This window comes from Ruegeria arenilitoris (assembly GCF_013035315.1).
GTDB lineage: Bacteria > Pseudomonadota > Alphaproteobacteria > Rhodobacterales > Rhodobacteraceae > Ruegeria > Ruegeria arenilitoris_D.
Map to the genome: position 1 here is coordinate 46,340 of NZ_WQHP01000003.1, position 22,984 is coordinate 69,323.

A 22,984-nucleotide genomic window follows, 5' to 3' on the forward strand; every position below is an offset into this window, starting at 1 on the left:
ATACAAACCGAGGCCGACCATGAGTTTCCTTTCTGCGACACTGTCACGCGTGAAGCCATCGCCCACCATTGCAATGACGGCAAAAGCGGCCGAGCTGAAAGCGGCCGGACGCGATGTCATCGGCCTGAGCGCAGGTGAGCCGGATTTCGACACCCCGCAGAACATCAAGGACGCAGCGGTCGCGGCCATCGCCGCGGGCAAGACGAAATACACCGCGCCGGACGGCATCCCCGAGTTGAAACAGGCCGCTTGCGCCAAGATGAAGCGCGATCACGGGCTGGACTACACGCCCGCGCAGATCTCGGTTGGAACCGGTGGCAAGCAGACTTTGTACAACGCGCTGATGGCCACGATGAACGAAGGCGACGAGGTCATCATCCCTGCCCCGTATTGGGTCAGCTATCCGGATATGGTGCTGCTGGCCGGGGGGACTCCGGTCGTGGTCGAAACGACGCTGGAGAACAACTTTAAGCTAACGGCCGATCAGCTTGAGGCCGCGATTACACCAAAAACCAAGTGGTTCATCTTTAACTCTCCGTCCAACCCAACTGGCGCAGGGTATAGCCGCGAGGAACTCAGGGCGTTAACGGATGTGCTGATGCGCCACCCGCAGGTCTGGATCATGTCGGACGACATGTACGAGCATCTGGCCTATGACGGGTTTGAGTTCTGCACCCCGGCTGAGGTCGAACCCGGCCTCTATGACCGGACGCTGACCTGCAACGGCGTATCCAAAGCCTATGCGATGACAGGCTGGCGCATCGGTTATGCGGCCGGCCCGGTCGAGATCATTGCCGCAATGCGCAAGATCCAGTCGCAGTCGACCTCGAACCCTTGCTCGGTCAGCCAGTGGGCGGCGGTCGAAGCGCTGAACGGCACGCAAGCCTTTCTGGCCCCGAACAATGAGACATTCAAACGCCGCCGGGATCTGGTGGTTCGCATGCTGAACGAGGTCGACGGTATCACCTGCCCGACACCCGAGGGCGCGTTTTATGTCTATCCCTCGATCGCCGGACTGATGGGCAAGACCACACCCGCAGGCACCGTGATCGACTCGGACGAAGCTTTTGCCACGGCATTACTTGAAGAGGCCGATGTCGCTGTTGTCTTCGGCGCGGCCTTTGGCCTGTCGCCGAACTTCCGGGTCAGCTACGCGACCTCGGACGAAGCTCTGACTGAAGCCTGCACGCGCATTCAGAAATTCTGCGCGGCCCTGACCTGATCGGAGGCGCCTATGACAGCGGACCTGCCCGAGTACTATTTTCGCGTCCGTGAAAACGGTGCGGCGGTTTTCAAGATCGACACTGAAAACCGCCAGCGCCGGATTGAGATGGACCAGATCGCGGTCATCAACATCCGCAATGGCGAGGTGAAGCCTCAGGGGCAGCGGACCTTGTCCGACGCCGACAATGCCGAGATCGCCCGCTGGATGGAGGCGCGCAAGGCACTGCTAGCCCAGCGCGACATCGATGACATTCACCGTGCGGTCGACTACCTGAACCTGACTACGCAATGGGCGCAGTCCAAAGCGACAGATGAACAGCTAGAGGATGTGACGGACAGGCTGCTGATGGCCATGCACGATCTGCGCACCGTTCTGGTGCGCAAAAAGGCCGATCGGTTTAGCAAAGGCTGACTACTCGGCGGGCACTCCAACCGCACGCACCGAGCGCATCCAGAAACGGGCCATCAGAAGAACCGCTGCACAGGCAAGGCCCAGCACCAGGCCAAGCCAAACGCCGACGCCGTTCATTCCGCGCACAAAGCCGAAATAGTAAGAGGACGTGATCCCCACGCCCCAATAGCTGAGCGCGGCCATGACCATCGGGATCTTGGCATCCTGCAGACCGCGCAACAAACCAAGGGCAATCACCTGCGCTCCGTCCACCAATTGGAACAGTGCGGCCATCGCCAAAAGGCCAGTACCGATCGCCAGAATCTCTGATCGCTGCGGATCATCGGGCTCCATGAACAGAGAGATCAAAGGCTCGGCACAGGTCAGAAACAGGATCACGGTAAGGACCGAGACCACCAAGGACATTCCGGTCACCGCAATCGCTCCACGCTCAAGATGCGGGCGGTCCTTGCGTCCCAGCGCGTTCCCGGCCCGGATAGTTGCCGCATTGGACAAGCCCAGATGCACCATGAACGTCGCAGAGGCGAGGTTCAGCGCGATCCCATGCGCCGCCAGCGGTACCTGACCCAACCAGCCCATCATGATGGCCGACATGGCGAACAGGCTGACCTCGGACAAGGTTGTCAGGCCAATCGGCACACCCAGGCGCAGGACGCTGAGGAACATCTCCCAATCGGGTCGCCAGAAGCGTTGGAACAGGCCATGTTCAGGCAGCACGCGCACCGCGTAGATCACCACGCAGATCAGGGACACCAACTGCGTGACGACAGATGCGATGGCCGCACCCATCACGCCCAGCTCAGGTGCCCCCCAATTGCCGAAGATCAGCGCATAGTTCGTCAGCGCATTCACCACCGCCGCCAGCACAGTGATCCAAAGCACGATCTGGGTACACTCCAACGCGGCCAGATAGGATTTCAGCACCATCACGAACAGGGCTGGGAACAGCCCCCACCCCGCGACGCGCAGGTACTCTGCAGCGGTCGCAGCCACCTGCGGATCCTGTTTGAGCAAAAGGAAAATGGGATAGGACCACCACAGCATGGGCATCATCACTGCGGTATAGATCAGCGACAACCACAGCCCCATACGGGTGGATCGGCGAATGCTGGTTTCATCCTCTTCCGCTGCTGCGGTCGCCACCATGGGCATCACCGCCCAGCCGAAGCCCGCACCAAACAGGAACAGAACAAAGAAATAGCTGCTGGCCAGCGTCACGGCGGCCAGCGCCTCGACCCCATACCAGCCCAGCATAACTGTATCCGTCAGCCCAATCGCAAATTGGGCCAGATGCCCGCCGACCAGCGGCAAGCCCAGCACGGCAATGGCCTTGAAGTGGCCGCCATATGTCATCACCTTGTTCATCGCATCAGCCATATGCCCGGCCCGAAGCCGGGACAAGAGGGGATCGATGAAATTTCAAATAGAGACTCGGCAGTCCAGTTCCGAAACCCTTACTGGGATGTAGCGGGCCTTTGCATCAGGGCGTTTCTGGATGCAGTGAATTCCCCAGGATATGTTCCGAGCGATGGATCACATGATGCGCCTGCCCGACGATCAGCGGGTCCGGGGCACCGACGACTTCGTGATTCTTGTCCGGATAGTCCAGCGTCGACAGGAAATGGCGCATCGTGTTCAGACGGGCGCGCTTCTTGTCGTTCGACTTGATAATGGTCCACGGGGCGTCAGCGGTGTCGGTATAGAAGAACATCGCCTCTTTCGCCTCGGTGTAGTCTTCCCACTTGTCCAGGCTGGCTTTGTCGATCGGTGACAGCTTCCACTGTTTCAGCGGATCGGTTTCGCGGCTTTTGAAACGGCGTTGCTGTTCAGGTTGCGTAACCGAGAACCAGTACTTGTAAAGCTGGATACCCGAGCGCACCAACATCCGCTCCAATTCGGGCGTCTGACGCATGAACTCGAGGTATTCGTTGGGCGAGCAGAAGCCCATCACGCGTTCAACACCGGCGCGGTTGTACCAAGACCGGTCGTAGAAGACCATTTCTCCGACGGTGGGCAGTTCCTGAATGTAGCGCTGGTAATACCACTGGCCCTTCTCTTCCCACGTTGGCTTGTTCAACGCGACGACGCGCGCCTGCCTTGGGTTGAGGTGTTCCATGAACCGTTTGATCGTGCCGCCCTTACCTGCGGCGTCGCGGCCTTCGAACAACAGGACAAACCGCTGGCCGGTTTCTTGCGCCCATAGCTGCACCTTGAGCAATTCCGCCTGCAGTTGCGCCTTTTCCGTCTCATAGGTTCTGCGCGCCATCTTGCGACCATAAGGATACTTGCCGCTTTCAAAGGCCTGACGGATTCGTTCCGGGCTGGGCTCGGCTGGCTTGGCCTCAGCCATCGACGCAAGGGTTGCCGGGGCCTGGGTCTTGTCAATCTGCACCACTGTTTCCATTCAGGTTCTCCTTGTTTCACGGTCCGGGAAAACGGCTAGCACAATGGCGGAAAACACGCTTTGATTGGTGTCAAACTGCTGCATCTTTCAAACGCATTTTTGTGGGATCAAAACAGGACTTAGAGCATGGAAAGCAACTTCACTGATCTCAACGGCCAAAGGTTTCTTCTGCGCTGTTGGGGTGACGCCGACCTGCCGCCCCTTTTGATGCTGCACGGGTTCCCGGAATACGGCGGTGCGTGGCGCGATCTGGCACCGTATCTGAGTTCGACCTTCCATTGCATCGCCCCCGATCAACGTGGGTATGGACAAAGCTGGGCTCCGCAAGGCGTCGGGAACTATGCCCTGTCTCAACTGGTTGCCGATATGGCCGCGTTGATCGACGGGCTGGGCCGTCGCGTCACCGTGCTGGGTCATGACTGGGGGGCTTCGGTCGCCTATGGGTTGGCCATGTTTCGCCCGGAACTGGTCAGCCGATTGATCATCGCAAATGGTGTGCACCCTGCACCCTTCCAACGCGCGATGGCCGCCGGGGGTGCGCAATCCGAGGCGTCGCAATACATCAACGCCCTGCGCGCACCCGACTCAGCCGCGCATTTGGCGGCGGATGACTTTGCCAAGCTTGAGAAGTTCTTTCGATTTGGCATGGGCACCGATTGGCTGTCGGACGCACAAATGCAGAACTACCGCGCAGAATGGGCGCGGCCCGGGCGGCTTGAGGCGATGCTGAACTGGTATCGCGCGTCACCGTTGGTGGTCGCCAAGCCCGGCGTCCCCCGGACCGATGTGCCGCAACTTCCGAAAGATCGGCTGATGGTGCGTTGTCCGCACTTGCTACTATGGGGGCGCGAAGACAAGGCCCTGCTGCCAGAGTCGACCGAAGGGTTGGAAGAGTTCGCGCCAGACCTGACACGCGTCGACATCCCGAATGCAGATCACTGGCTGCACCACCAACAGCCACAAGCGGTGGCGCAGGCGATCACGGACTGGATGGCGCGTTAAATTTAGCGATGCCCCCAGTCCGCGGGGTCATCCGAATTGTTCGGCGACAACCCCAGAATATCCCCGTCGGTCGAGCACCCCAGTCCAAGTACCGTCCGGTTTGCATAGGCGAAATAGGCGCAGACCTGATTGATTTCGAGGATCTCTCCGTCGTCCCAACCCACCGCGCGCAACGCCGCGATGTCGTGCTCAGTCATCTCGGCCGGGGCTTCGGTCAGTTTGCGCGCATAGTACATGGCAGCGATTTGAGCAGCATCCAGCGGCGCGGTCTCGGGCGTGCCCGCCTCAACGGCCGCGCGGATTGCCTGACTGCGTTCCGGGTCTTCCAAAAGGCGCTGCAGGCCGCTGTAGTGATGTTCGACGCAATACGCGCACTTGTTCAACGCGCTGACCCACACACCCAGCACTTCAAGAAACCACTTCGGGATCGTGTTGGCCGAATGGTGCAGAACGTTCTTGTACAGCGCCATATGACCTTCCATCGAATGTGGGCGCAGCGAGTGCACCATCATGATGTTGTCGACATTATTGCCCGGCCCGGTGACCCGGTCGTACAGCTTTCGCAGCTTGCCCGAGGCCTGTTCGAACGGCACCGTCTTAATCCAGCTCATGTTCCCTCCTGCCCTATTCGTGATGAGTCTAAGCACCTTAATCCGGCCGTTCGTAATGCGCGAGCCGACAGTGACTGCCACACTTGCGGCCCAGACACACAGGTGCCAAGCTTCGCCTGACACCCCAAATACAGTGCAGGATGCCCATGACCGATCAGACCGCCCGAATAGCCCTTATCTCGGCCTTCGAGCCCGAGATCGAAATCCTGCGCGGCAGAATTCAGGATGCCCAAACAGTAAGACAGGCAAAGACCGACTTTGTGCTTGGAAACTTGGCCGGGCACCCGGTCGTCGTGTTTTCCTCGGGCGTGTCGATGGTAAATGCAGCGATGACAACTCAGCTTGCGGTGGACCACTTCAACATCAAAGGTATCGTCGTTTCCGGAGTCGCGGGCGGCGCGGATCCGGAGCTATCCATCGGTGATATCGCCGTTCCAGTTCAGTGGGGCCAGTACATGGAGATGGCCTTCGCCCGCGAAACCGACAGCGGTTACGAGTTGCCACCATTCCTATCCTCTGACTTCGCAAGTTTCGGCATGATGCACACCATTAACCTGGGCGTGTTCGAAGAACTCGCCGGACATGGCACCAGCCGTTTCTGGTTTCCGGCGGACGCGGCTTTTCTCGCTGCGGCCAAAGCTGCGGCCAGTAAGCTGACGCTGTCCACCGTAGCACCAGATGGCCAGCACCTGGCCCATGCGCCGCAAATCTATGTCGGTGGGGGCGGCGTTTCGGGTACTGCCTTTGTCGACAACGCCAAGTTTCGGGAATGGGCGCATACGACCTTCAATGCTCGGGTAATGGACATGGAAACGGCTGCAATCGCTCAGGTTGCCGATGTGCACGACATTCCCTTCCTGGCATTCCGTGCGCTTTCTGACCTGGCTGGCGCAGAGTCTGGGTCAAACCAGTTTGAAATCTTCATATCCCTGGCAGGTGGCAATCTGGCGGACATGGTCGAAGCCTTCCTGAAAGAGCTTGATTGAGCGGCCAAAATTCCCTGACCCCCCATTTACCCACAACACCTCGCGCCCCTCTTTCCCCCGGACACATCACCTGCCATAATGGGACCAAACCGAAAAACAAGAGCAGCACCCATGCCCGATGATCTGTTGACGCCAGAAGCGACCGCAACTTATGACGCCTCGTCCATCGAGGTGCTTGAAGGTCTGGAACCGGTTCGCAAACGACCGGGCATGTACATTGGCGGCACCGATGAACGCGCGCTGCACCATATGGTGGCCGAAATCCTCGACAACTCGATGGACGAAGCGGTCGCCGGCCATGCCAACCGGATCGAGGTTGAACTGCACGCCGACTATGCCCTGACGGTGCGCGACAACGGGCGCGGTATTCCGATCGACCCGCATCCCAAATTCCCCGACAAATCCGCGCTTGAGGTCATCCTGTGTACCCTGCATGCGGGCGGTAAATTCTCGGGCAAAGCCTACCAGACTTCGGGCGGTCTGCACGGCGTGGGCGCGTCGGTGGTCAATGCCCTGTCGGATTCGATGGTCGTGCAGGTGGCACGCGACAAGCAGCTGTTCGAACAACGCTTCTCGCGCGGCATCCCGCTGGGTCCGGTCGAAAAGGTCGGCGCGGCCCCCAATCGACGCGGCACCACTGTGACCTTCCACGCAGACGCAGACATCTTCGGCCACCACCGGTTCAAACCGGCGCGGCTGTTTAAATCCATCCGCTCCAAGGCCTACCTGTTCTCGGGTGTCGAAATCCGCTGGAAATCCGCCATCGACGACGGCGAAACCCCGACTGAGGCGACGTTCCACTTCCCCGGAGGCCTGTCGGACTACCTGAAAGAGACGATGAACGGGTCGTCCACCTATGCCGAACAGCCTTTCGCAGGTACGGTGGACTTCAACGAGAAATTCGGAACGCCGGGCAAGGTCGAATGGGCGATCAACTGGACGCCCTCACGCGACGGGTTCATACAGTCCTACTGTAACACCGTCCCAACGCCCGAAGGCGGCACTCACGTAGCGGGTTTCTGGGCCGCGATCCTCAAGGGGATCAAAGCCTATGGTGAGCTGATCAACAACAAGAAAGCCGCGCAGATCACTCGTGATGATCTGATCACCGGCGGCTGCGCACTGGTGTCGTGCTTTATCCGCGAGCCCGAATTCGTCGGCCAGACCAAAGACCGTCTGGCCACGGTCGAGGCGCAGCGGCTGGTGGAAAATTCGGTCCGCGACCATTTCGACAACTGGCTGGCCGCGGACACGAAATCTGCCGGAGCGATTTTGGACTTCCTCATCCTGCGGGCTGAGGAGCGTCTGCGCCGACGGGCCGAGAAAGAAACACAACGCAAGTCCGCCACTAAGAAACTTCGTCTTCCCGGCAAGCTGGTGGACTGTTCTAGTTCAACACGCGACGGCACGGAATTATTCATCGTCGAGGGCGATTCTGCGGGCGGTTCGGCCAAAATGGGCCGCGACCGCAAAACACAGGCCCTACTGCCCCTGCGCGGTAAGATACTTAACGTGCTGGGCGCGGCCAGTTCGAAACTGGGCACCAATGCCGAGATCAACGACCTGACCCAAGCGCTGGGTGTGGGCCTTGGCACCAAGTTCAACGTCGACGACCTGCGCTATGACAAGATCATCATCATGACCGACGCGGATGTGGACGGGGCGCATATCGCATCATTGCTGATGACGTTCTTCTTTACCCAGATGCGCCCGATGATCGACGCGGGCCACCTGTACCTCGCCTGCCCGCCTCTGTATCGCCTGACCCAGGGCGCCAAACGCGTCTATTGTCTGGACGAGGCCGAGCGCGACGAATGGCTTGAGAAAGGCCTGGGCGGCAAGGGCAAGATCGACGTCTCGCGCTTCAAAGGTCTGGGCGAAATGGACGCCAAGGACCTGAAAGAGACCACGATGGACCCCGCATCCCGCAAACTGATCCGCGTCACGATCGACGAGGACGAACCCGGCGAGACCGGCGATCTGGTAGAGCGCCTGATGGGTAAAAAACCCGAACTGCGGTTCCAGTACATTCAGGAGAACGCGCGGTTTGTAGAAGAACTGGATGTTTAAGTAAGTTTCAATGAAAACGCTTGGATTCTTCTTTGCCATTATTGTTCTTTTGGTAGGCGGTGGCCTCGTCGGCTTCGTCGCCTACCATGGGTGGTTTGTAGCAATAGCTGTAATTGAAGGCGCAAAAACCTTAGAGCCAAAAATTTATGTTCCCTTGGTTGTGACAGTCTTCTCGGCAGCAATTGGTTTAATTGCCGCGTTGTATACTCAATCGTCTATTCGAAAGAGAGAAATTGAAGAAGCTCACAGAAACAGGAAAATCGAAATCTACTATGGTTTCTTAAAGCTTGTTCAGAAAATGCTGCTCGCTCAGAAAGAAGGATTTGAAGACCAAGCGGTTGATGAGAAGGAGTTACTCCTCATGCTGAGCGACTTCAGAGTTGACATAACCTTATGGGCTTCACCTAAAGTACTCAACTCTTTCCAAAACTTTTTGTCGGTTTCGGCTGGGCGGTCTTCATCTAAGGAATTGTTATCGCAAATTGACCCGCTTTATAAAGCTATGCGAAGAGACATAGGTTTAAGCAATACTGGACTGGAGAACCACTATTTTGCTAAATCAATGCTGATTGACCCTTCGGAGTTTGACCAGCTTTGAGCTCCTTAAACGCTCCAACCTTGCTAAACTCAGACCTTTGGCTAGCACAAGATCGGCTTTCGTTCCAATCGTGCGACCAATATCGAAATGGGTGCAAACACCGGTCCTACTTTATCACAACCCTCGAGCCGGGCGCGTGCATCATTCGCTGCATAACGCATTGGCGTGGATTGCGTATGACGTTTCCACAAGCGACCCCCAAACACCCCCTTGCCTAACCCGTTGATCGCGTTCACACTTGCGCGCAATCCGTCATAGAAGAACGATATTTGAGGTTCCGAGCGTCCAAGACCCAATTTCAACGAACACATTTTCGCACGGGAGGACGACATGAAAACACTGACGTTAGGAGTAGCTCTGGCCCTGCTGGCCAGCCAGGCAAGCGCGCAGCAGTCGCTGATCGGCGCGTCGCCTATTCCGGTCGGGGCAGAGTTGCGGTTCTGCTACTACAACGGCCTGGCGTATTCGGTGGACGCCTATGTCGTGATCTCTGGCAAAAACACCGTGACCGAAACGTCCAATACGCGCGAAGAACACCTTATGCGGTGTAGAAAAGGGAGCGATGGCCTCATGAGGTGGCAACCGGAGAGCGGTATCAACATCAATCGCTGAACCCAATAGCCGGGCGTATTAGCCCAGCTTCCCCTCCAGCCAGTCCGCGATCTGTCCGGCCGGACCTTCCCAGTCGGGTTCCATGAACAGGAAATGCGCGTGGTTTTCCACGGGCAGGAATGTCGCGCGGTCTCCGTACAGCTTGGCCAGCGCACGGCAGGTGTTGGGGTTCACGGCCCGATCCTCGGTACCCGAGACGATCAGCACCGGGCAGTCGACTTTGTCGATGTCCACCTTCATCGCGTGGTGGTCGTCGAACATCCAGAAGAACATCTCGAACATCACCCGTCCGCTTTCCGCGCCCAGCTGGTCGAACACCTCGTGCTGCTGCGCCTCAGGCATTTTGTTCAGCGCGAAGGGGGCCATCAGGTCAAACTCGACCCGCATGGGCTGTTTCCAGAACGCCCCGCCCTCCATCAACGCGCGCGGGATCGCGCGTTCGTCGTCGGTTTCGGGAAGCGTCCCCCACGCGGCGTTCGGGTTGATCAGGACGATGGCGCTGGTCAATCCGCGCGAGGCCACCTGCTGTGCCACCACGCCCGCAATTGCGTGGCCCAGCAGCACTGGTTTGCTGTCCAACCCCTGTACGAAGGCCGCGATGTCATCGGCATAGTCCATAACGCTGGTATCGGTCAGGCGCGGGTCGGGTTCGGCCTTGGGATCGCCGCCGTGATAGCGCAGTGCGGGCGTATGCACAGTCCAGCCCCGCGCGGTGAAGAAATCCGCGTAGTCTTGCATGCACCACGGCCCGGCAAAGGCCCCGTGGATCAGAACAATCTCTTTGGTCATCAAAACGCTCCGTCATCGCTTGCCCTCAGTATGAGAGAGACAGGACGCAAACGGCAAGAGCGTCGGGATCAGACGGACATACCAATCAACGCGACACCAATGGCCATCAGAACTGCAGCGCCCAGACGTCGCATCCAGTTACCCTCGTGCAGGAAGACGAACCCGATCAGCGCCGCAAAGATCACCGAGGTTTCGCGCAGCGCGGAAACCGCACCCAGCGGCGCGAAGTTCTTGGCGTATAGCACCAGCCCATAAGCCGCCATCGACACCAATCCGCCCAGAATACCGATCATCCACGTCTTGAGTGGAAGGCCAGCCAATGTGTTGCGCTTTTTGATCCCTACAAACCCCGCGATGAACAGGTGCAGGAATGCGCCCCAGGCCCAGTAGCTGAGCGTATTGCCCGAGAGCCGAACGCCGATACCGTCAACGACCGAATAGATCGAAATGCAAAATCCTGTACCCAGCGCGAACCCCAAAGCCCAGCGGCCAACACCAGATCGCAGGGCGCTCCAGCTGCTAAGTTGGATGCCCAGCGCGATCAGGGCGATGCCACCCCACGCCTGCAACGGCAGAACCTCGCCCACCAGTATCATCGCCCAAAGCGCGACCAGCGCGGGTACAATACCGCGTGCGATGGGGTAGACGACGCTGAGATCGCCATGCTGATAGGCTTTGCCAAGCATGTAGTAATAGCCGAAATGCACGACGGTCGAGATCAGGATGTACGGAAAGCTTTCGGCACTGGGCAGTGGCAAGAGCAGAACCATCACCGTCGCCGGAATGACGTGCCCGAACGCGACCAGGCCCAGAGTCGTGGTCCGATCAGCCGCGGTTTTGACAATTGCGTTCCAAACCGCATGCAACAGCGCTGCCGTCAGAATGATGGCAATGACAAACGGGGTCACATCCGAACCTTTCGCATAGAAAAAGCCGGCCCGAGTACCGGACCGGCCCCTTTAGTTGCATAACCTCAGGTCAATCACAACGCGGCTTTGAACAGGTCTGTCAGATTGGCCTCATTCAATTCGATCGGGTTGCCGCCACAGGAGGGATCTATGATCGCACCTTGGACCAATTCGGGGATCGCGGCTTCGGTGACTCCCAGATCGGACAGTTGCCGTGGAATGCCCAGCGCGTCATTGAACTCCTGCACAAAGGCGCGGAAGCCGTCAAATCCACCATCGATACCCAGATAGGCCGCCGCGACCTGAAAACGATCCGCGATGGCAGGAGTATTAAAGTCCAGCACGGCGGGCATACAGACCGCGTTCGTCGTGCCGTGGTGGGTGTTGAACACCGCACCAACTGGATGGCTCATCGCATGGATCGCACCCAAGCCCTTTTGGAACGCAGTTGCGCCCATTGCGGCTGCACTCATCATCTGAGCGCGCGCTTCGATATCGGTACCATCGGAATAAGCGCGCGGCAGGTAGTCCTTGACCAAACGCATGCCTTCCAGAGCGATACCCTGACTCATCGGGTGGTAATGCGGGCTGGAATAGGCCTCGACGCAATGTGCGAAAGCATCCAGCCCCGTGCCAGCCGTAATGAATTTGGGCATGCCAACGGTCAGCTCCGGGTCGCAGATCACCACGGTCGGCAGAACCTTGGGGTGGAAGATGATCTTTTTCGCGTGCGTCTCGGAATTGGTGATGACGCTGGCCCGGCCAACCTCTGACCCCGTGCCCGCAGTCGTCGGCACCGCGATAATCGGAGCGATGACGTCCGCATCCGCGCGGGTCCACCAATCGCCAATATCCTCGAAATCCCAAACAGGGCGCGTCTGTCCGGCCATAAAGGCCACCATCTTGCCCAGATCCAGACCCGAGCCGCCGCCAAAGGCGATCACCCCATCATGGCCACCCGCGTTATAGGCTGCGACACCGGCCTCAAGGTTCTTTTCGTTCGGGTTCGGGTCGACGTCGCTGAACAGGCCCCGGCCCAGACCGGCCGCCTCCATGATATCCAGAGTGGCCGTGGTGATCGGCAGATCGGCCAATCCCTTGTCGGTGACCAACAGGGGCCGCTTCATACCGGCCGCCGCGCAGGCCTCGGGCAATTCCTTGATGCGCCCTGCCCCGAATTTGATTGCGGTCGGGTACGACCAGTTTCCAACAAGTGACATGTCAGGTTTCCTTTGTTGATTGATGCCTGCTCTGGCGAGGGGGGAGGACCAGAGCAGGCCGGAGTCCTTAGCCCGTGACCTTCTTGAGGTGGTAGGATTTGGGACGTGTCAGGTTGTGGTAGCCGATAACCGAAAGGCCGCCGCCGCGCCCGGTGTTCTTGCACCCGGTCCAGCACAGGCCGGGGTCCAGATAGTCGGCCCGGTTCATGAAAACAGTACCGGTTTCAATCCGGTCACCCACTTTGGCCGCGCGATCCACGTCACGAGTCCACAAACTGGCGGTCAAGCCGAACTCACTGTCGTTCATCAACGCGATGGCCTCGTCATCCGAAGATACCTTCATGATACCAACAACCGGCCCAAAGCTTTCATCCCGCATCACGCGCATGTCGTGGGTGACATTGGTCAGGATTTGCGGCGTCAGGTACGCGCCTCCATCATCCTCTGGAAAGGTTTCAATGTGGGCAACGGCACCCGCCTCAACCGCTTCGGCGATCTGAGCGCGCACCTCATCGGCAAACCGCACATTGGCCATCGGCCCTATCGTTGTCTCGGAATCCAGCGGGTTGCCCAATTTGTAGCCCTTCACAACCTCAACCGCCTTGGCGACGAACGCGTCATACAGGCTTTCATGTACGTAGATCCGCTCAATCCCACAGCAGCACTGACCCGAGTTGAACATGGCTCCGTCGATCAGAGTATCGACGGCAGCATCCAGATCAGCGTCCTCCATGACATAGCCGGGGTCTTTGCCACCCAGTTCAGTGCCAACACCGGTGAACGTCCCCGCCGCGGCGCGTTCCATCGCCTGACCACCACCGACCGAGCCGGTGAAGTTCACGAAATCAAACGCGTTGCCCGCAATCAGATCATTGGTCACTTCATGGCTCAGAAACACGTTCTGAAACACATCCTCGGGCACGCCGGCCGAGTGAAAAGCTCTGGCCATCCGTTCACCGACGAGCAGCGTTTGTGTGGCGTGCTTCAGGACCACAGTATTCCCCGCGATCAGCGCCGGAGCCACCGTATTGATCGCCGTCATGTAAGGGTAGTTCCAGGGCGCAACCACGAACACTACGCCATGGGGGATACGCTTGATGTAACGCTTGAAAGTCTCGTCCTCACCCACAGCGATATCGGCCAGAGACGTCTCGGCAATCTCAGCCATATGGCTGGCGCGCTCATTAAAACCGCCAAACTCACCGCCATAACGCACCGGACGCCCCATCATATGCGCTAACTCGGGCACGATCGCATCATTCATCGCGCCGATAGCAGCCACGCCCGCCATCACCAGATCAATACGCTCCTGCAACGGCCGCGCCGCCCAGCCCGCCTGCGCCGCCCGCGACCGAGCAGCCACGTCAAACGCCGCATCCCGAGACAACACCTCCCGTTCTGCAAAAACCGATCCATCAATCGGCGAGACACATTTCAACATCTGCCCCATGTCCACTCCATGTAGAAAGAAAGCAGGATCCCTGCTTCATCTGGCCAAAAATACCTCGGGGGTCTGGGGGCAGAGCCCCCAGCCTTACCCCTTCTCAAGCCCTCTCGAACCCGCGTGCAACTTCCCAATCGGTCACCACACGCTCGAATTCCTCTATCTCGACCTCGGCCGCACGGGTATAGTGGTCGACAACCTCGTCGCCCATTGCCCCACGCAACATCGCCGACCCATGCAGGGCATCCCGAGCAGCGCTCAGGTTCGCAGGGATCATGCCCGTTTCGCCCTGATATACATCCCCCTTGGTCGGCGCCTGCAACGCTAGCCCTTCCTCGATCCCAGCGATCCCAGCGGCCAGCATTCCGGCCATCGCCAGATAGGGGTTCATGTCCGAGCCCGGGATACGGCATTCCACCCGCACCGCCTTGGTGCCTTCGCCACACAGACGGTACCCGGCGGTTCGATTGTCCACCGACCAGATGATCCGCGTGGGCGCAAAAGTGCCCTTCATGAACCGCTTATAGCTGTTGATGTAAGGGGCCATGAAATAGGTGTAATCAGCGGCGTATTTCAGTAACCCGGCCATGTAGCTTTTCATCAGCGCCGACATGCCCAGCCCATCCGACTTGTTATAAAACGCGGGTTGCCCATCCTTCCACAGCGACTGATGCACATGCGAAGAGCTGCCTACTTTGTCGTGGTGCCATTTCGGCAGGAAGGTCGCCGCGTGGCCGTGCTGCCAGGCGATCTCTTTCACCGCGTTCTTGGCGATTGAGTGATACTCGGCGGTGTCCATGGCGGGTGCGTATTTGATATTCAGCTCTTCCTGCCCGGTCTCGGCCTCGCCTTTCGAGTTCTCAACCGGTATTCCCGCATTCCACAGATGGTTGCGGATCGGGCGCATTACATGCTCTTCCTTGGTGGTCTGTAGGATATGATAGTCTTCGTTATAGCCAGAGATCGGTTCCAGATCGCGGAAGCCCTCCTTGCGGATCTGGTCAAAGCTCTTTTCGAACAGAAAAAACTCCAGCTCGGTCGCGCACATGGCGTCGTAGCCCATGGCTTTCAGACGGTTCACCTGCTTTTTCAGAATTGATCGCGGGGCGTGCGGCACCTCTTCATGCGTGTGATGGTCCAGCACATCACACATGACCATGGCTGTACCCTCCAGCCAGGGCACAGGGCGCAGAGTGCTCAGGTCGGGCTTCATGATGTAATCGCCATAGCCGCGCTCCCAACTGGTTGCCGCGTACCCGTCGGGCGTAGCCATCTCTAAATCCGTGGCCAGAAGATAGTTGCAGCAATGGGTCTCTTCCCATGCACCGGCAACAAAATGACCGGCATGGAACCGTTTGCCCATCAAACGCCCCTGCATATCGACCATGCAGACAAGCACGGTGTCGACTTCCCCCGCAGAAACCTGTGTTTTTAGATGCTCCAGTGTCAGCATGAGTTACCTCTGGCAAGTGCAAGAATTTTCATCGAAAACTCTAAATCCGTGTAGGGACCGGCCCGCCAAAAAGACGGGCCGGTTCTAATTGTATTAGCCGTAGCGATAAGGCCGTCCGGCCTTGAGCATATCGGCGTTGTAGCGCTTGAAGATTTCAACAACTTTCGCCTTGGTTTCGGACTCGGCTGCGATCTCGTCCCAGAACACCACGGCGGCCTCTTCAACCTGTGCCCATTCTTCATCCGGGATGGAGGTCAGCTGCATCTTGTCACCGTTAACGCGCAGGCTGGCTTCACCGCCCCAATACCACCACTGACGATAGTAGTGCGACTGGTCGCAGCAGACGCGGAACAAGGTTTGCAGGTCTTCGGGCAGCTCGTTCCAACGGTCCATATTGGCAAAGAACGACCCGGCCCATGCGCCCGAGATGTTGTTGGTCAGGAAGTAATTCGTCACATCCGCCCAACCGACGGTATAGTCTTCGGTGATACCGGACCACGCGATACCGTCCAGTTCGCCGGTTTGAACTGCAACCTCGATGTCTTCCCACGGCAGGGTCACTGGAACAACGCCGAACTGCGTCAGGAAACGGCCCGCGGTTGGGAAGGTGAAGACGCGCTTGCCTTGCAAGTCCGCCAGGCTGTTGATCGGGTCTTTGGTGGCAAAATGGCAGGGGTCCCATGCACCGGCGCTGATATGCTTGACGCCAACCTTCGAGTATTCTTCGTCCCAGATCTCGTTCAGGCCGTATTGGTTGAACAGAACCGGCACATCCAGCGAATAGCGTGACGCAAACGGGAAGTATCCGCCAAACACGGTGACTTCGGTCGGCGACGCCATCGAGTCATCATCCGATTGCACCGCGTCGATCGTGCCCTTCTGCATGGCCCGGAACAGTTCACCAGTGGGAACAAGCTGGTCAGCATAGAAAAGTTCGATCTGCATGCGGTCGCCTGCGATCTGGTTGAACATCTTGATCGCGGGATCAATCACGTGCTCTGCCAGCGCCGGGCCCGCATAAGTCTGCATCCGCCACGTGATCGTGTTTTGCGCCAGCGCGGGCGTTGCCAGCGGGGCCGCCGCAACGCCAACCCCGGCGGTTTTCAGAAACTTACGTCTTGTTGTCATGTCAATTTCCTCTCCGTTAAAGTTTTGGTGCCCGTTCGCCGGACATTCTTGTTAATTTCCATAGACATATCCAGGCAGCCACAGGGCGATTTCCGGGAAAATCATGACGATCGTCAGCGCCAGCACCATCACCGCGACAAAGGGGAAGATCGAGGTGTAGATGTCCTTCAGCCCGATCTCAGGCGGTGCCATCGCGCGCATCAGGAACAGGTTATAGCCGAACGGCGGGGTCATATAGGCGATCTGGGTCGTGATCGTATACAGCACACCATACCAGATCAGATCAAAGCCCAACTCACCCACCAAGGGGACATACAGCGGGGCCACGATCACCAGCATGGCGGTGTCGTCCAGAAACGTGCCCATGACGATAAAGCTGAGCTGCATGAGTATCAGGATCATCCAGGGCGACAGGCCGAGTTGATCCGTGAACAGGTTCTCGATGGCCTTCACAGCGCCCAACCCGTCAAACACGGCCCCAAAGCCCAGCGCGGCCAGAATTATCCACATGAACATGCATGAGATCATCAGCGTCTGTTTGGTGCAGTCCTCAAAGATCTTCCACGTCATCCGCCGCTTTACGACCGAGACGAACAAGGCGGTCAAGGCTCCGATAGCCGAGCTTTCCACGAGCGAGGTCCAGCCGTTCACAAAAGGCACCATCATGGCCGCAAAGATGATCAGCGGCAGTACCCCTGCCCCCAACAGACGGATTTTCTCGGCCCGTGGCACTTCGTGTGCGTCTTCCATGGCGGGACCAAGCTGGGGCTGAATGCGGCAGCGGATCCAGATATAGAGGATGAACAAAGCGGCCATCATCAAACCCGGAACGATACCGGCCAACCAGAGCTGTCCCACAGGCTGACGCGCGATCATCGCGTATAGCACGAGAACCACGGACGGCGGCACAAGGATTCCCAGACTGGACCCGGCCTGAATGACGCCAGTCACCATGGTTTTGTCATAGCCACGACGCAGCAGTTCGGGCAGAGCAATGGTTGCACCGATGGCCATGCCCGCAACGCTGAGGCCATTCATCGCGGACACAAGCACCATCAGCCCGATCGTACCGATGGCCAGCCCGCCATTGATCGGCCCCATCCAGACGTGGAACATCCGATAAAGGTCATCTGCAAGGCGGCTCTCGCTGAGGACGTATCCCATGAAAATGAACATCGGCAGCGTCAGCAACGGATACCATTTCATCAGCTTCATCGCGGCCGAGAACGTGATGTCCTGTCCTCCTGTGCCCCACAGCGCCAACGCGGCAATTGTGGCCACAGCACCGATCGCGCCAAAGACGCGCTGACCTGTAAACAGCATCAGCATCATCAGTGCGAACATGAAGATGGCGATATATTCCTGGCTCATGCCCGTGAGACCCCGATTTCCTGCCCGTTGATCCGGGCTATGTCTTTGAAGAATTCCGATATCGCCTGCAGCAGCATCAGGAAAAAGCCGAACACCATGATGGCCTTGATCGGCCAGATGTAGGGCCTCCAGGCTGTCGACGAACGTTCAAGCCGGCCAATCTCTTCGCTGCCGGTCAGAATGCCGACGAAGTAGGAAACCGGCTCGTCCCCCCAATAGCCAAGGCTATAGGCCGTCGACCCAAGGCCTCCGTAGAACAGTACGCCCAGATAGAAGATCAGCAGCAGAACCGTGATCGCATCGAACCAGGCTTTCCGGTGCGGGCTCCAGTTGTGATAGAACAGGTCCATCCGCACGCTTTCCCCTGCCTGTACCGAGTACGGGCCGCCCAGGATGTAATAGGTCACCATCGCGAACTGCGCCATTTCCAGCGTCCAGAGCGAAGGGAGAAAGAAGGTTTTCGAGATCGAGGACCACAGCAGGATGCCCATCATCACGAACAAGCCCCACATCATGACCCGGCCAATCCGGTAGTTGACCGCGTCGACGATCCGAACATATGCCGCCATTGCTTTGATCACGCCGCGCCCCCTTTTTGAAACTCTACGAGGCTTTGCTGGATCCACGGCACCAAGTAGTCGGCCATCGCCTCTTGCTGTTGGGGCGTCTGGATCAGGTCGTTGCGTATCTCGATCATGACGTTCGGCAGTTTCTGGGATACGGCCTGTGCGTCCAGAGTGTGGGCGACTCCATCTGCTGCCGAATACGGCTCGTTCAAACGGATCACAAAGGGCTGATCCAGTGGCGCCGCCGCCATCATGGCCCGCGCGAACTGGTCATCGGCACCGTGCAGCACGCCCAGTTCAACCTCGCGCTTTTGGCCATGATACACAGGCGTGAAGCTGTGAATCGTTACCATAAGGTCCAGAGCCGCACGGTTTTCGGCAATCAAATCAGATAGCGTTTTGGTGAAAGGCCGGTAGATACCCTCGATCCTCTGCCGACGATCCTGTTCGGACAGCCCGATGTTGGCGGGAATCCGATAGTCCTCGCTGCGTTCTGGCATTGCTCCGGGGGCCTCGGGTGGGCGGTTGCAGTCATAGACCAGCCGCGACACACCGCCATGTACCAACGGGGCCGACAGTCGTTTGGCCATACCCTGCGCCACGGCCAGCGCCCCCGGATCCCACGCGATGTGGCTGCGCAGCGCATCCTCGGACAGCCCCATATCCCCTAGAAATTCGGGGACGCGATTGGACGCGTGCTCGCAGACCAGCACCACCGAAAATGGGCCATCCGTCATGTCCGTGTGAACGACTGTTCCAAAGTCCAAGTTACTGCCCTGCGATTCCTAGTAAGACCGAGTGTGGAAAAATTTCCACATGAGACCTTAACCTGTCAATAATTTTCCTGTACAAAATTCACCACTCTTGAAATTGCTGAAAAATTATTCACACTAGGCCGTAAAGAATGCAGGAGGAGCACCGCGTGCGGGTGACAGACAGGCTTCTGGCCCACAAAGACAAGATGACCCCATCCGAGCGGCAATTGGTTAGTGTCCTGCTGGACGACTACCCAATGGCTGGCCTGGGTAGCATCACGGAACTGGCCAGCACGGCCTCGGTCTCGACCACGACCGTCGCGAGAATGCTTCAGAAAACCGGTTTTGATGGCTATCCCCAGTTTCAGTCCGCCTTGCGCGGCGAGGTGAAAGAGATGATCTCGGGGCCGGTCGCCAAACGCGACCTTTGGCAGAACGACCTGCCCGAAGAGCATATCCTGAACCGCTATTCTCAGCAAACGCTCGCCAACCAAAAGCGCACGATTGATGAGGTCGACCCGGAAGAATTCGACAGTTTCTGCAACCTGCTCTGCGACCCCGAACGGCGCATCTTTATAACCGGTGGCCGCATAACCGGCACGTTGGCGCAGTATCTGTACCTGCATCTGCAGATGATCCGCCCTGACGTGCGCCTGCTGCCCGTTGCGGCATCCTGGACACACGATCTGTTGGACGTCCGCAAAGGGGATGTCCTGGTGGCACTGGATGTTCGCCGATACGAGAACGCGTCGCTATTGATCGGCCAGCTCTGCCACGAGCGCGAGGCCGAGATCATTCTGTTCACGGATCAATGGCGATCGCCCATTCACAGGCTGGCCAAACATACTTTTGCCGCCCGGATCGCGGTGCCCTCGGCCTGGGATTCCATGGCTGCTATCCTGGTCCTGATGGAATGCGTCATTGCCGAGGTGCAAGAGCGTCTGTGGGATTCGGTCAAAGAAAGAACTGACGAGCTGGAACAAGCCTTCGACCGTACCAAGCTGTTCCGAAAGTTCGGCCAAAGCGCCGGTTCATAACGCCTTTTCCCTTTCAACCGGAACAACTGCGCGTGATGAGTGTTGCCAGCCGAAGGGCGGGCGGTCACTTTGAAGTCATGAGTTTCGTGACCGACAACCAATTGCCGCTGCTGATCCTGTTCTTTCTGATCGGATCGATTGGTACGGCATTTCTGTTCCGCAAACCCGCCGGGCATCGGGCCTGGAAACTGGCCGATCTGGTCTGGGTCGTGCTGGGCGGGGTTGGTGCGCTGGTAGCGGTTCTGGCGGGGCTTTATTCCTCAGACAGTTCGCGACTGGACCGGCAAATCGACGTGGCCTATGCCGCCACGCTGGCCTTTGACCGGGATGCCGCGCGGTTCCGGCTGCGCTTTTGCGATCCGGCCTTCGACCCCGATACCGCTGTTTTGTGCGACCGGGTCGAGTTCCTGTCTGCCTCAACCGCCAGCAACGCCGACCTGCCCTTGTTCATCGCTGTCACGAACGAAGTCGCGCCGTTGCAGGGGCTGCATTTCCTGTTCGGGCGGCAGGAAAAGGATGAGATGGACGAGATGGCCGCCAAGGCTGATGCGTTCGACATCGACCAGTTCCTTGTCTTCACGACACTGGACGACGCAACGCAGACCGCCATCGACAACATGCGCCGCAAGGTGCCCGCGATAGCCGGGGATTATCTGATCCTGGCGCAGAGTTACGACGATCTGGTGGAACAGGTGGGCAAACTAAAGGATGAGTGGGAGTACCTGCAGGCCAACGCGCATATTCTGGTCCTGCAGATCGTCGCCCTGTGCCTCGTCAGCTTCGCAGCCCCCTTCCGCCTTGGAAAATCCATCGTCGAGCTGCGCGCCACCGTCAACGACGATACGCCTGAGCCAGCCGTTCCGGTTCTGCCCCCAGAAAATACCGCGTCAGAGTCCACAAGTTCCGCGCCCCTCGACGCAGCCATCCCGCCCTCTGATAGCGGTCCGCGCTCGTAAAAGCTCGGCTGGGCAGCAAGGTGATGCCGCGCAGGCGGCGCACAAGCGCGACGTCCTCCATCAATGGTTGATCGCGGTAACCACCGACCTTTTGATACATCGCGCGCGGGATCAGCAGGCCTTGATCCCCATAGGGCAAACCGAACAAACGGCTGCGCAGATTGGCCCAGCCCGCAACCCATGTCGGCGCAAAGCCCGAAGCCCTGAATGCCAATCGGAATGCAGCCGGTGCCCTGGTACTCAGATGATCGCCCACAGATTTACTCCAGCCTTCCTGCAACACTGTGTCGGCGTGCAGAACCAGCAGCCACTCACCCTTGGCCGCCGCACATCCTCGCGCCAATTGCCCGCCGCGCGAAGGCAGTCCCGTCACGATCTCGGCCCCGGCCTCGTCCGCAATCTCAACGGTTTGATCAGTCGATCCGCCATCCGAGACGATCAGCTCGCGGATCAGCCCTGCATGCAGCCCTTCAATCAACGCCCCAAGGGTCGCCGGAAGGCTATCGCCAGCGTTCAGGGTCGGGATAACGATGCTGATCGGTGCAGGCACAGCGGAAACCCTCTGGTCATGACGGCGGAAACTCCTATATCACGAGGCCCGAGGAAAAGACGAGGACAACTCAGATGCCCAACCGCCGTATTTTGCGCCTCAGCGGCTCGGACACCGACAGCTTTCTGCAAGGACTGGTGACCAATGATATCGCGGGGATGGATTCCGGGCTGGTCTATACCGCCCTGCTGACGCCTCAGGGCAAGTATCTGGCCGATTTTTTCCTGAAACGCGACGGTGAAGCTGTGTTGCTGGACGTGGCCGAAGACCTTGCCGACGGTTTGGTCAAACGGTTGGGCATGTACAAGCTGCGCGCGGATGTCGCGATCGAGGACAGCGGTCTGAACCTGCAACGCGGTACCGGACCGGCACCGGATGGTGCCCTGCCCGATCCACGCCACCCGGACATGGGCTGGCGGGCCTATACCGCGCAGGAAGAAAGCGACGACGGCACCGACTGGGACGCGATCCGCGTGGGCCATTGCATCCCCGAAACCGGGATCGAACTGACCCCCGACAGTTACATCCTGGAGGCAGGGTTCGAAGTGCTCAACGGCGTGGATTTCAAAAAGGGCTGCTATGTCGGGCAGGAAGTCACCGCACGGATGAAGCACAAGACCGAGTTGCGCAAAGGCCTGCGCAGTGTTGCTGTCGATGGGGCCGCTCCGGTTGGGACGGCCATCACATCGGGTGGAAAACCGGCGGGGACACTGTTCACCCAATCCAATGGCCGAGGGATCGCCTACCTGCGCCTCGACCGCGTTGGGGATGATATGCAGGCCGATGGGGCCATCGTTCGGCTAATCCCCTAAATTTGTTGCCAAACCGGCACGGCGGTGCCGTCGCCCTGCCCCGTCAGGTTTGAACAAAGCGACGCGCCCTGTCACA

General features: G+C 58.7%; 22 protein-coding genes and 2 pseudogenes. 10 read left to right on the top strand and 14 right to left on the bottom strand.

Going from position 1 to position 22,984, the window contains the following annotated elements:
• Positions 1-19: 19 nt before the first annotated feature.
• A complete protein-coding gene (locus GOV53_RS07585) occupies positions 20-1,222 on the top strand; it encodes a pyridoxal phosphate-dependent aminotransferase (protein ID WP_170465165.1) in 1,203 nt (400 codons plus the stop codon).
• Positions 1,223-1,234: 12 nt separating this feature from the next.
• Positions 1,235-1,636, top strand: a complete 402-nt coding sequence (locus GOV53_RS07590; protein WP_170426501.1) for a hypothetical protein — start codon at positions 1,235-1,237, stop codon at positions 1,634-1,636.
• Here the strand turns inward: GOV53_RS07590 and GOV53_RS07595 are convergent, their stop codons facing one another.
• Together GOV53_RS07595 and ppk2 are read right to left on the bottom strand one after the other, a co-directional pair.
• Positions 1,637-3,001 carry an MATE family efflux transporter gene (locus tag GOV53_RS07595; protein ID WP_170465880.1) on the bottom strand — a complete coding sequence of 455 codons (1,365 nt, stop codon included), beginning with the start codon at positions 2,999-3,001 and terminating at the stop codon, positions 1,637-1,639.
• Between the two features lie 115 nt (positions 3,002-3,116).
• Positions 3,117-3,986, bottom strand: a complete 870-nt coding sequence (ppk2, locus tag GOV53_RS07600; RefSeq protein ID WP_254439247.1) for a polyphosphate kinase 2 — start codon at positions 3,984-3,986, stop codon at positions 3,117-3,119.
• Positions 3,987-4,166: 180 nt separating this feature from the next.
• Here ppk2 and GOV53_RS07605 point away from each other — a divergent pair, with 180 nt between their 5' ends.
• Positions 4,167-5,042 (top strand): alpha/beta fold hydrolase, encoded by an 876-nt coding sequence (locus GOV53_RS07605; protein WP_170465169.1) that lies wholly within the window; start codon positions 4,167-4,169, stop codon positions 5,040-5,042.
• Between the two features lie 2 nt (positions 5,043-5,044).
• Here GOV53_RS07605 and GOV53_RS07610 read toward each other — a convergent pair whose 3' ends face one another.
• Positions 5,045-5,653: a carboxymuconolactone decarboxylase family protein gene (locus GOV53_RS07610; protein ID WP_170465171.1), complete on the bottom strand. Its 609-nt coding sequence runs from the start codon at positions 5,651-5,653 to the stop codon at positions 5,045-5,047.
• A 146-nt stretch (positions 5,654-5,799) separates the two neighbouring features.
• On the opposite strand from GOV53_RS07610, the gene GOV53_RS07615 reads away from it, so the two are divergent.
• The 4 genes from GOV53_RS07615 to GOV53_RS07630 all read left to right on the top strand — a co-directional run bounded on the left by GOV53_RS07615 (position 5,800) and on the right by GOV53_RS07630 (position 9,919).
• A complete protein-coding gene (locus GOV53_RS07615) occupies positions 5,800-6,639 on the top strand; it encodes a 5'-methylthioadenosine/S-adenosylhomocysteine nucleosidase (RefSeq protein WP_170465172.1) in 840 nt (279 codons plus the stop codon).
• Between the two features lie 111 nt (positions 6,640-6,750).
• A complete protein-coding gene (gene parE, locus GOV53_RS07620) occupies positions 6,751-8,709 on the top strand; it encodes a DNA topoisomerase IV subunit B (protein ID WP_170465174.1) in 1,959 nt (652 codons plus the stop codon).
• Positions 8,710-8,719: 10 nt separating this feature from the next.
• A complete protein-coding gene (locus tag GOV53_RS07625; protein ID WP_170465176.1) occupies positions 8,720-9,307 on the top strand; it encodes a hypothetical protein in 588 nt (195 codons plus the stop codon).
• 330 nt (positions 9,308-9,637) lie between these two features.
• Entirely contained in the window at positions 9,638-9,919 is a 282-nt protein-coding gene (locus GOV53_RS07630; protein WP_170426508.1) for a hypothetical protein, read from the top strand.
• Positions 9,920-9,937: 18 nt separating this feature from the next.
• Here GOV53_RS07630 and GOV53_RS07635 read toward each other — a convergent pair whose 3' ends face one another.
• The 10 genes and pseudogenes from GOV53_RS07635 to GOV53_RS21500 all read right to left on the bottom strand — a co-directional run.
• The gene (locus tag GOV53_RS07635; RefSeq protein ID WP_170465178.1) at positions 9,938-10,708 is read right to left on the bottom strand and encodes an alpha/beta hydrolase; all 771 of its coding nucleotides are present in this window, start codon (positions 10,706-10,708) and stop codon (positions 9,938-9,940) included.
• A gap of 68 nt (positions 10,709-10,776) precedes the next feature.
• On the bottom strand, positions 10,777-11,616 hold the full coding sequence (locus GOV53_RS07640; protein ID WP_170465180.1) for an EamA family transporter: 840 nt from the start codon (positions 11,614-11,616) through the stop codon (positions 10,777-10,779).
• A gap of 74 nt (positions 11,617-11,690) precedes the next feature.
• Positions 11,691-12,836, bottom strand: coding sequence for an iron-containing alcohol dehydrogenase (locus GOV53_RS07645; protein ID WP_170465182.1), 1,146 nt, complete (start codon positions 12,834-12,836; stop codon positions 11,691-11,693).
• 67 nt (positions 12,837-12,903) lie between these two features.
• On the bottom strand, positions 12,904-14,286 hold the full coding sequence (locus tag GOV53_RS07650; protein ID WP_170465184.1) for an aldehyde dehydrogenase family protein: 1,383 nt from the start codon (positions 14,284-14,286) through the stop codon (positions 12,904-12,906).
• A 94-nt stretch (positions 14,287-14,380) separates the two neighbouring features.
• A complete protein-coding gene (locus GOV53_RS07655) occupies positions 14,381-15,733 on the bottom strand; it encodes a glutamine synthetase family protein (protein ID WP_170465186.1) in 1,353 nt (450 codons plus the stop codon).
• A gap of 93 nt (positions 15,734-15,826) precedes the next feature.
• Complete coding sequence (locus tag GOV53_RS07660; protein ID WP_170426514.1) at positions 15,827-16,861, bottom strand: TRAP transporter substrate-binding protein; 1,035 nt, start codon at positions 16,859-16,861, stop codon at positions 15,827-15,829.
• A gap of 51 nt (positions 16,862-16,912) precedes the next feature.
• A complete protein-coding gene (locus GOV53_RS07665) occupies positions 16,913-18,232 on the bottom strand; it encodes a TRAP transporter large permease (RefSeq protein WP_170465188.1) in 1,320 nt (439 codons plus the stop codon).
• Complete coding sequence (locus GOV53_RS07670) at positions 18,229-18,813, bottom strand: TRAP transporter small permease subunit (protein ID WP_367648764.1); 585 nt, start codon at positions 18,811-18,813, stop codon at positions 18,229-18,231. Before GOV53_RS07670 ends, GOV53_RS07665 begins: the two co-directional genes overlap by 4 nt.
• On the bottom strand, positions 18,810-19,535 hold the full coding sequence (locus GOV53_RS07675; RefSeq protein WP_170465886.1) for an N-formylglutamate amidohydrolase: 726 nt from the start codon (positions 19,533-19,535) through the stop codon (positions 18,810-18,812). The genes GOV53_RS07670 and GOV53_RS07675 overlap by 4 nt, the downstream gene beginning before the upstream one ends.
• A pseudogene (locus tag GOV53_RS21500) lies at positions 19,532-19,597 on the bottom strand (hypothetical protein); the annotation flags it as partial. The gene GOV53_RS07675 and the pseudogene GOV53_RS21500, both read right to left, overlap by 4 nt.
• Before the next feature lie 105 nt (positions 19,598-19,702).
• Here GOV53_RS21500 and GOV53_RS07680 point away from each other — a divergent pair.
• The gene (locus GOV53_RS07680) at positions 19,703-20,590 is read left to right on the top strand and encodes a MurR/RpiR family transcriptional regulator (protein WP_170465190.1); all 888 of its coding nucleotides are present in this window, start codon (positions 19,703-19,705) and stop codon (positions 20,588-20,590) included.
• A gap of 77 nt (positions 20,591-20,667) precedes the next feature.
• A pseudogene (locus tag GOV53_RS21590) lies at positions 20,668-21,414 on the top strand (hypothetical protein); the annotation flags it as partial.
• Positions 21,415-21,421: 7 nt separating this feature from the next.
• Here the strand turns inward: GOV53_RS21590 and GOV53_RS07690 are convergent.
• Positions 21,422-22,096, bottom strand: coding sequence for a TIGR04283 family arsenosugar biosynthesis glycosyltransferase (locus GOV53_RS07690; RefSeq protein ID WP_170465192.1), 675 nt, complete (start codon positions 22,094-22,096; stop codon positions 21,422-21,424).
• 74 nt (positions 22,097-22,170) lie between these two features.
• On the opposite strand from GOV53_RS07690, the gene ygfZ reads away from it, so the two are divergent.
• Positions 22,171-22,908 carry a CAF17-like 4Fe-4S cluster assembly/insertion protein YgfZ gene (ygfZ, locus tag GOV53_RS07695; protein ID WP_170465194.1) on the top strand — a complete coding sequence of 246 codons (738 nt, stop codon included), beginning with the start codon at positions 22,171-22,173 and terminating at the stop codon, positions 22,906-22,908.
• The last annotated feature ends 76 nt before the right edge of the window (positions 22,909-22,984 follow it).

What these genes read in the sequence shown, in the direction of transcription:
- GOV53_RS07630 (WP_170426508.1), top strand. Translation starts at nt 9,638, where the DNA reads ATGAAAACACTGACGTTAGGAGTAGCTCTGGCCCTGCTGGCCAGCCAG.
- GOV53_RS07675 (WP_170465886.1), bottom strand. Translation starts at nt 19,535, where the DNA reads ATGACGGATGGCCCATTTTCGGTGGTGCTGGTCTGCGAGCACGCGTCC.
- GOV53_RS07590 (WP_170426501.1), top strand. Translation starts at nt 1,235, where the DNA reads ATGACAGCGGACCTGCCCGAGTACTATTTTCGCGTCCGTGAAAACGGT.
- GOV53_RS07615 (WP_170465172.1), top strand. Translation starts at nt 5,800, where the DNA reads ATGACCGATCAGACCGCCCGAATAGCCCTTATCTCGGCCTTCGAGCCC.
- GOV53_RS07660 (WP_170426514.1), bottom strand. Translation starts at nt 16,861, where the DNA reads ATGACAACAAGACGTAAGTTTCTGAAAACCGCCGGGGTTGGCGTTGCG.
- GOV53_RS07635 (WP_170465178.1), bottom strand. Translation starts at nt 10,708, where the DNA reads ATGACCAAAGAGATTGTTCTGATCCACGGGGCCTTTGCCGGGCCGTGG.
- ygfZ (WP_170465194.1), top strand. Translation starts at nt 22,171, where the DNA reads ATGCCCAACCGCCGTATTTTGCGCCTCAGCGGCTCGGACACCGACAGC.
- GOV53_RS07650 (WP_170465184.1), bottom strand. Translation starts at nt 14,286, where the DNA reads ATGGGGCAGATGTTGAAATGTGTCTCGCCGATTGATGGATCGGTTTTT.
- GOV53_RS07655 (WP_170465186.1), bottom strand. Translation starts at nt 15,733, where the DNA reads ATGCTGACACTGGAGCATCTAAAAACACAGGTTTCTGCGGGGGAAGTC.
- ppk2 (WP_254439247.1), bottom strand. Translation starts at nt 3,986, where the DNA reads ATGGCTGAGGCCAAGCCAGCCGAGCCCAGCCCGGAACGAATCCGTCAG.
- GOV53_RS07625 (WP_170465176.1), top strand. Translation starts at nt 8,720, where the DNA reads ATGAAAACGCTTGGATTCTTCTTTGCCATTATTGTTCTTTTGGTAGGC.
- GOV53_RS07645 (WP_170465182.1), bottom strand. Translation starts at nt 12,836, where the DNA reads ATGTCACTTGTTGGAAACTGGTCGTACCCGACCGCAATCAAATTCGGG.
- GOV53_RS07610 (WP_170465171.1), bottom strand. Translation starts at nt 5,653, where the DNA reads ATGAGCTGGATTAAGACGGTGCCGTTCGAACAGGCCTCGGGCAAGCTG.
- GOV53_RS07595 (WP_170465880.1), bottom strand. Translation starts at nt 3,001, where the DNA reads ATGAACAAGGTGATGACATATGGCGGCCACTTCAAGGCCATTGCCGTG.
- GOV53_RS07680 (WP_170465190.1), top strand. Translation starts at nt 19,703, where the DNA reads ATGCAGGAGGAGCACCGCGTGCGGGTGACAGACAGGCTTCTGGCCCAC.
- GOV53_RS07605 (WP_170465169.1), top strand. Translation starts at nt 4,167, where the DNA reads ATGGAAAGCAACTTCACTGATCTCAACGGCCAAAGGTTTCTTCTGCGC.
- GOV53_RS07585 (WP_170465165.1), top strand. Translation starts at nt 20, where the DNA reads ATGAGTTTCCTTTCTGCGACACTGTCACGCGTGAAGCCATCGCCCACC.
- parE (WP_170465174.1), top strand. Translation starts at nt 6,751, where the DNA reads ATGCCCGATGATCTGTTGACGCCAGAAGCGACCGCAACTTATGACGCC.
- GOV53_RS07665 (WP_170465188.1), bottom strand. Translation starts at nt 18,232, where the DNA reads ATGAGCCAGGAATATATCGCCATCTTCATGTTCGCACTGATGATGCTG.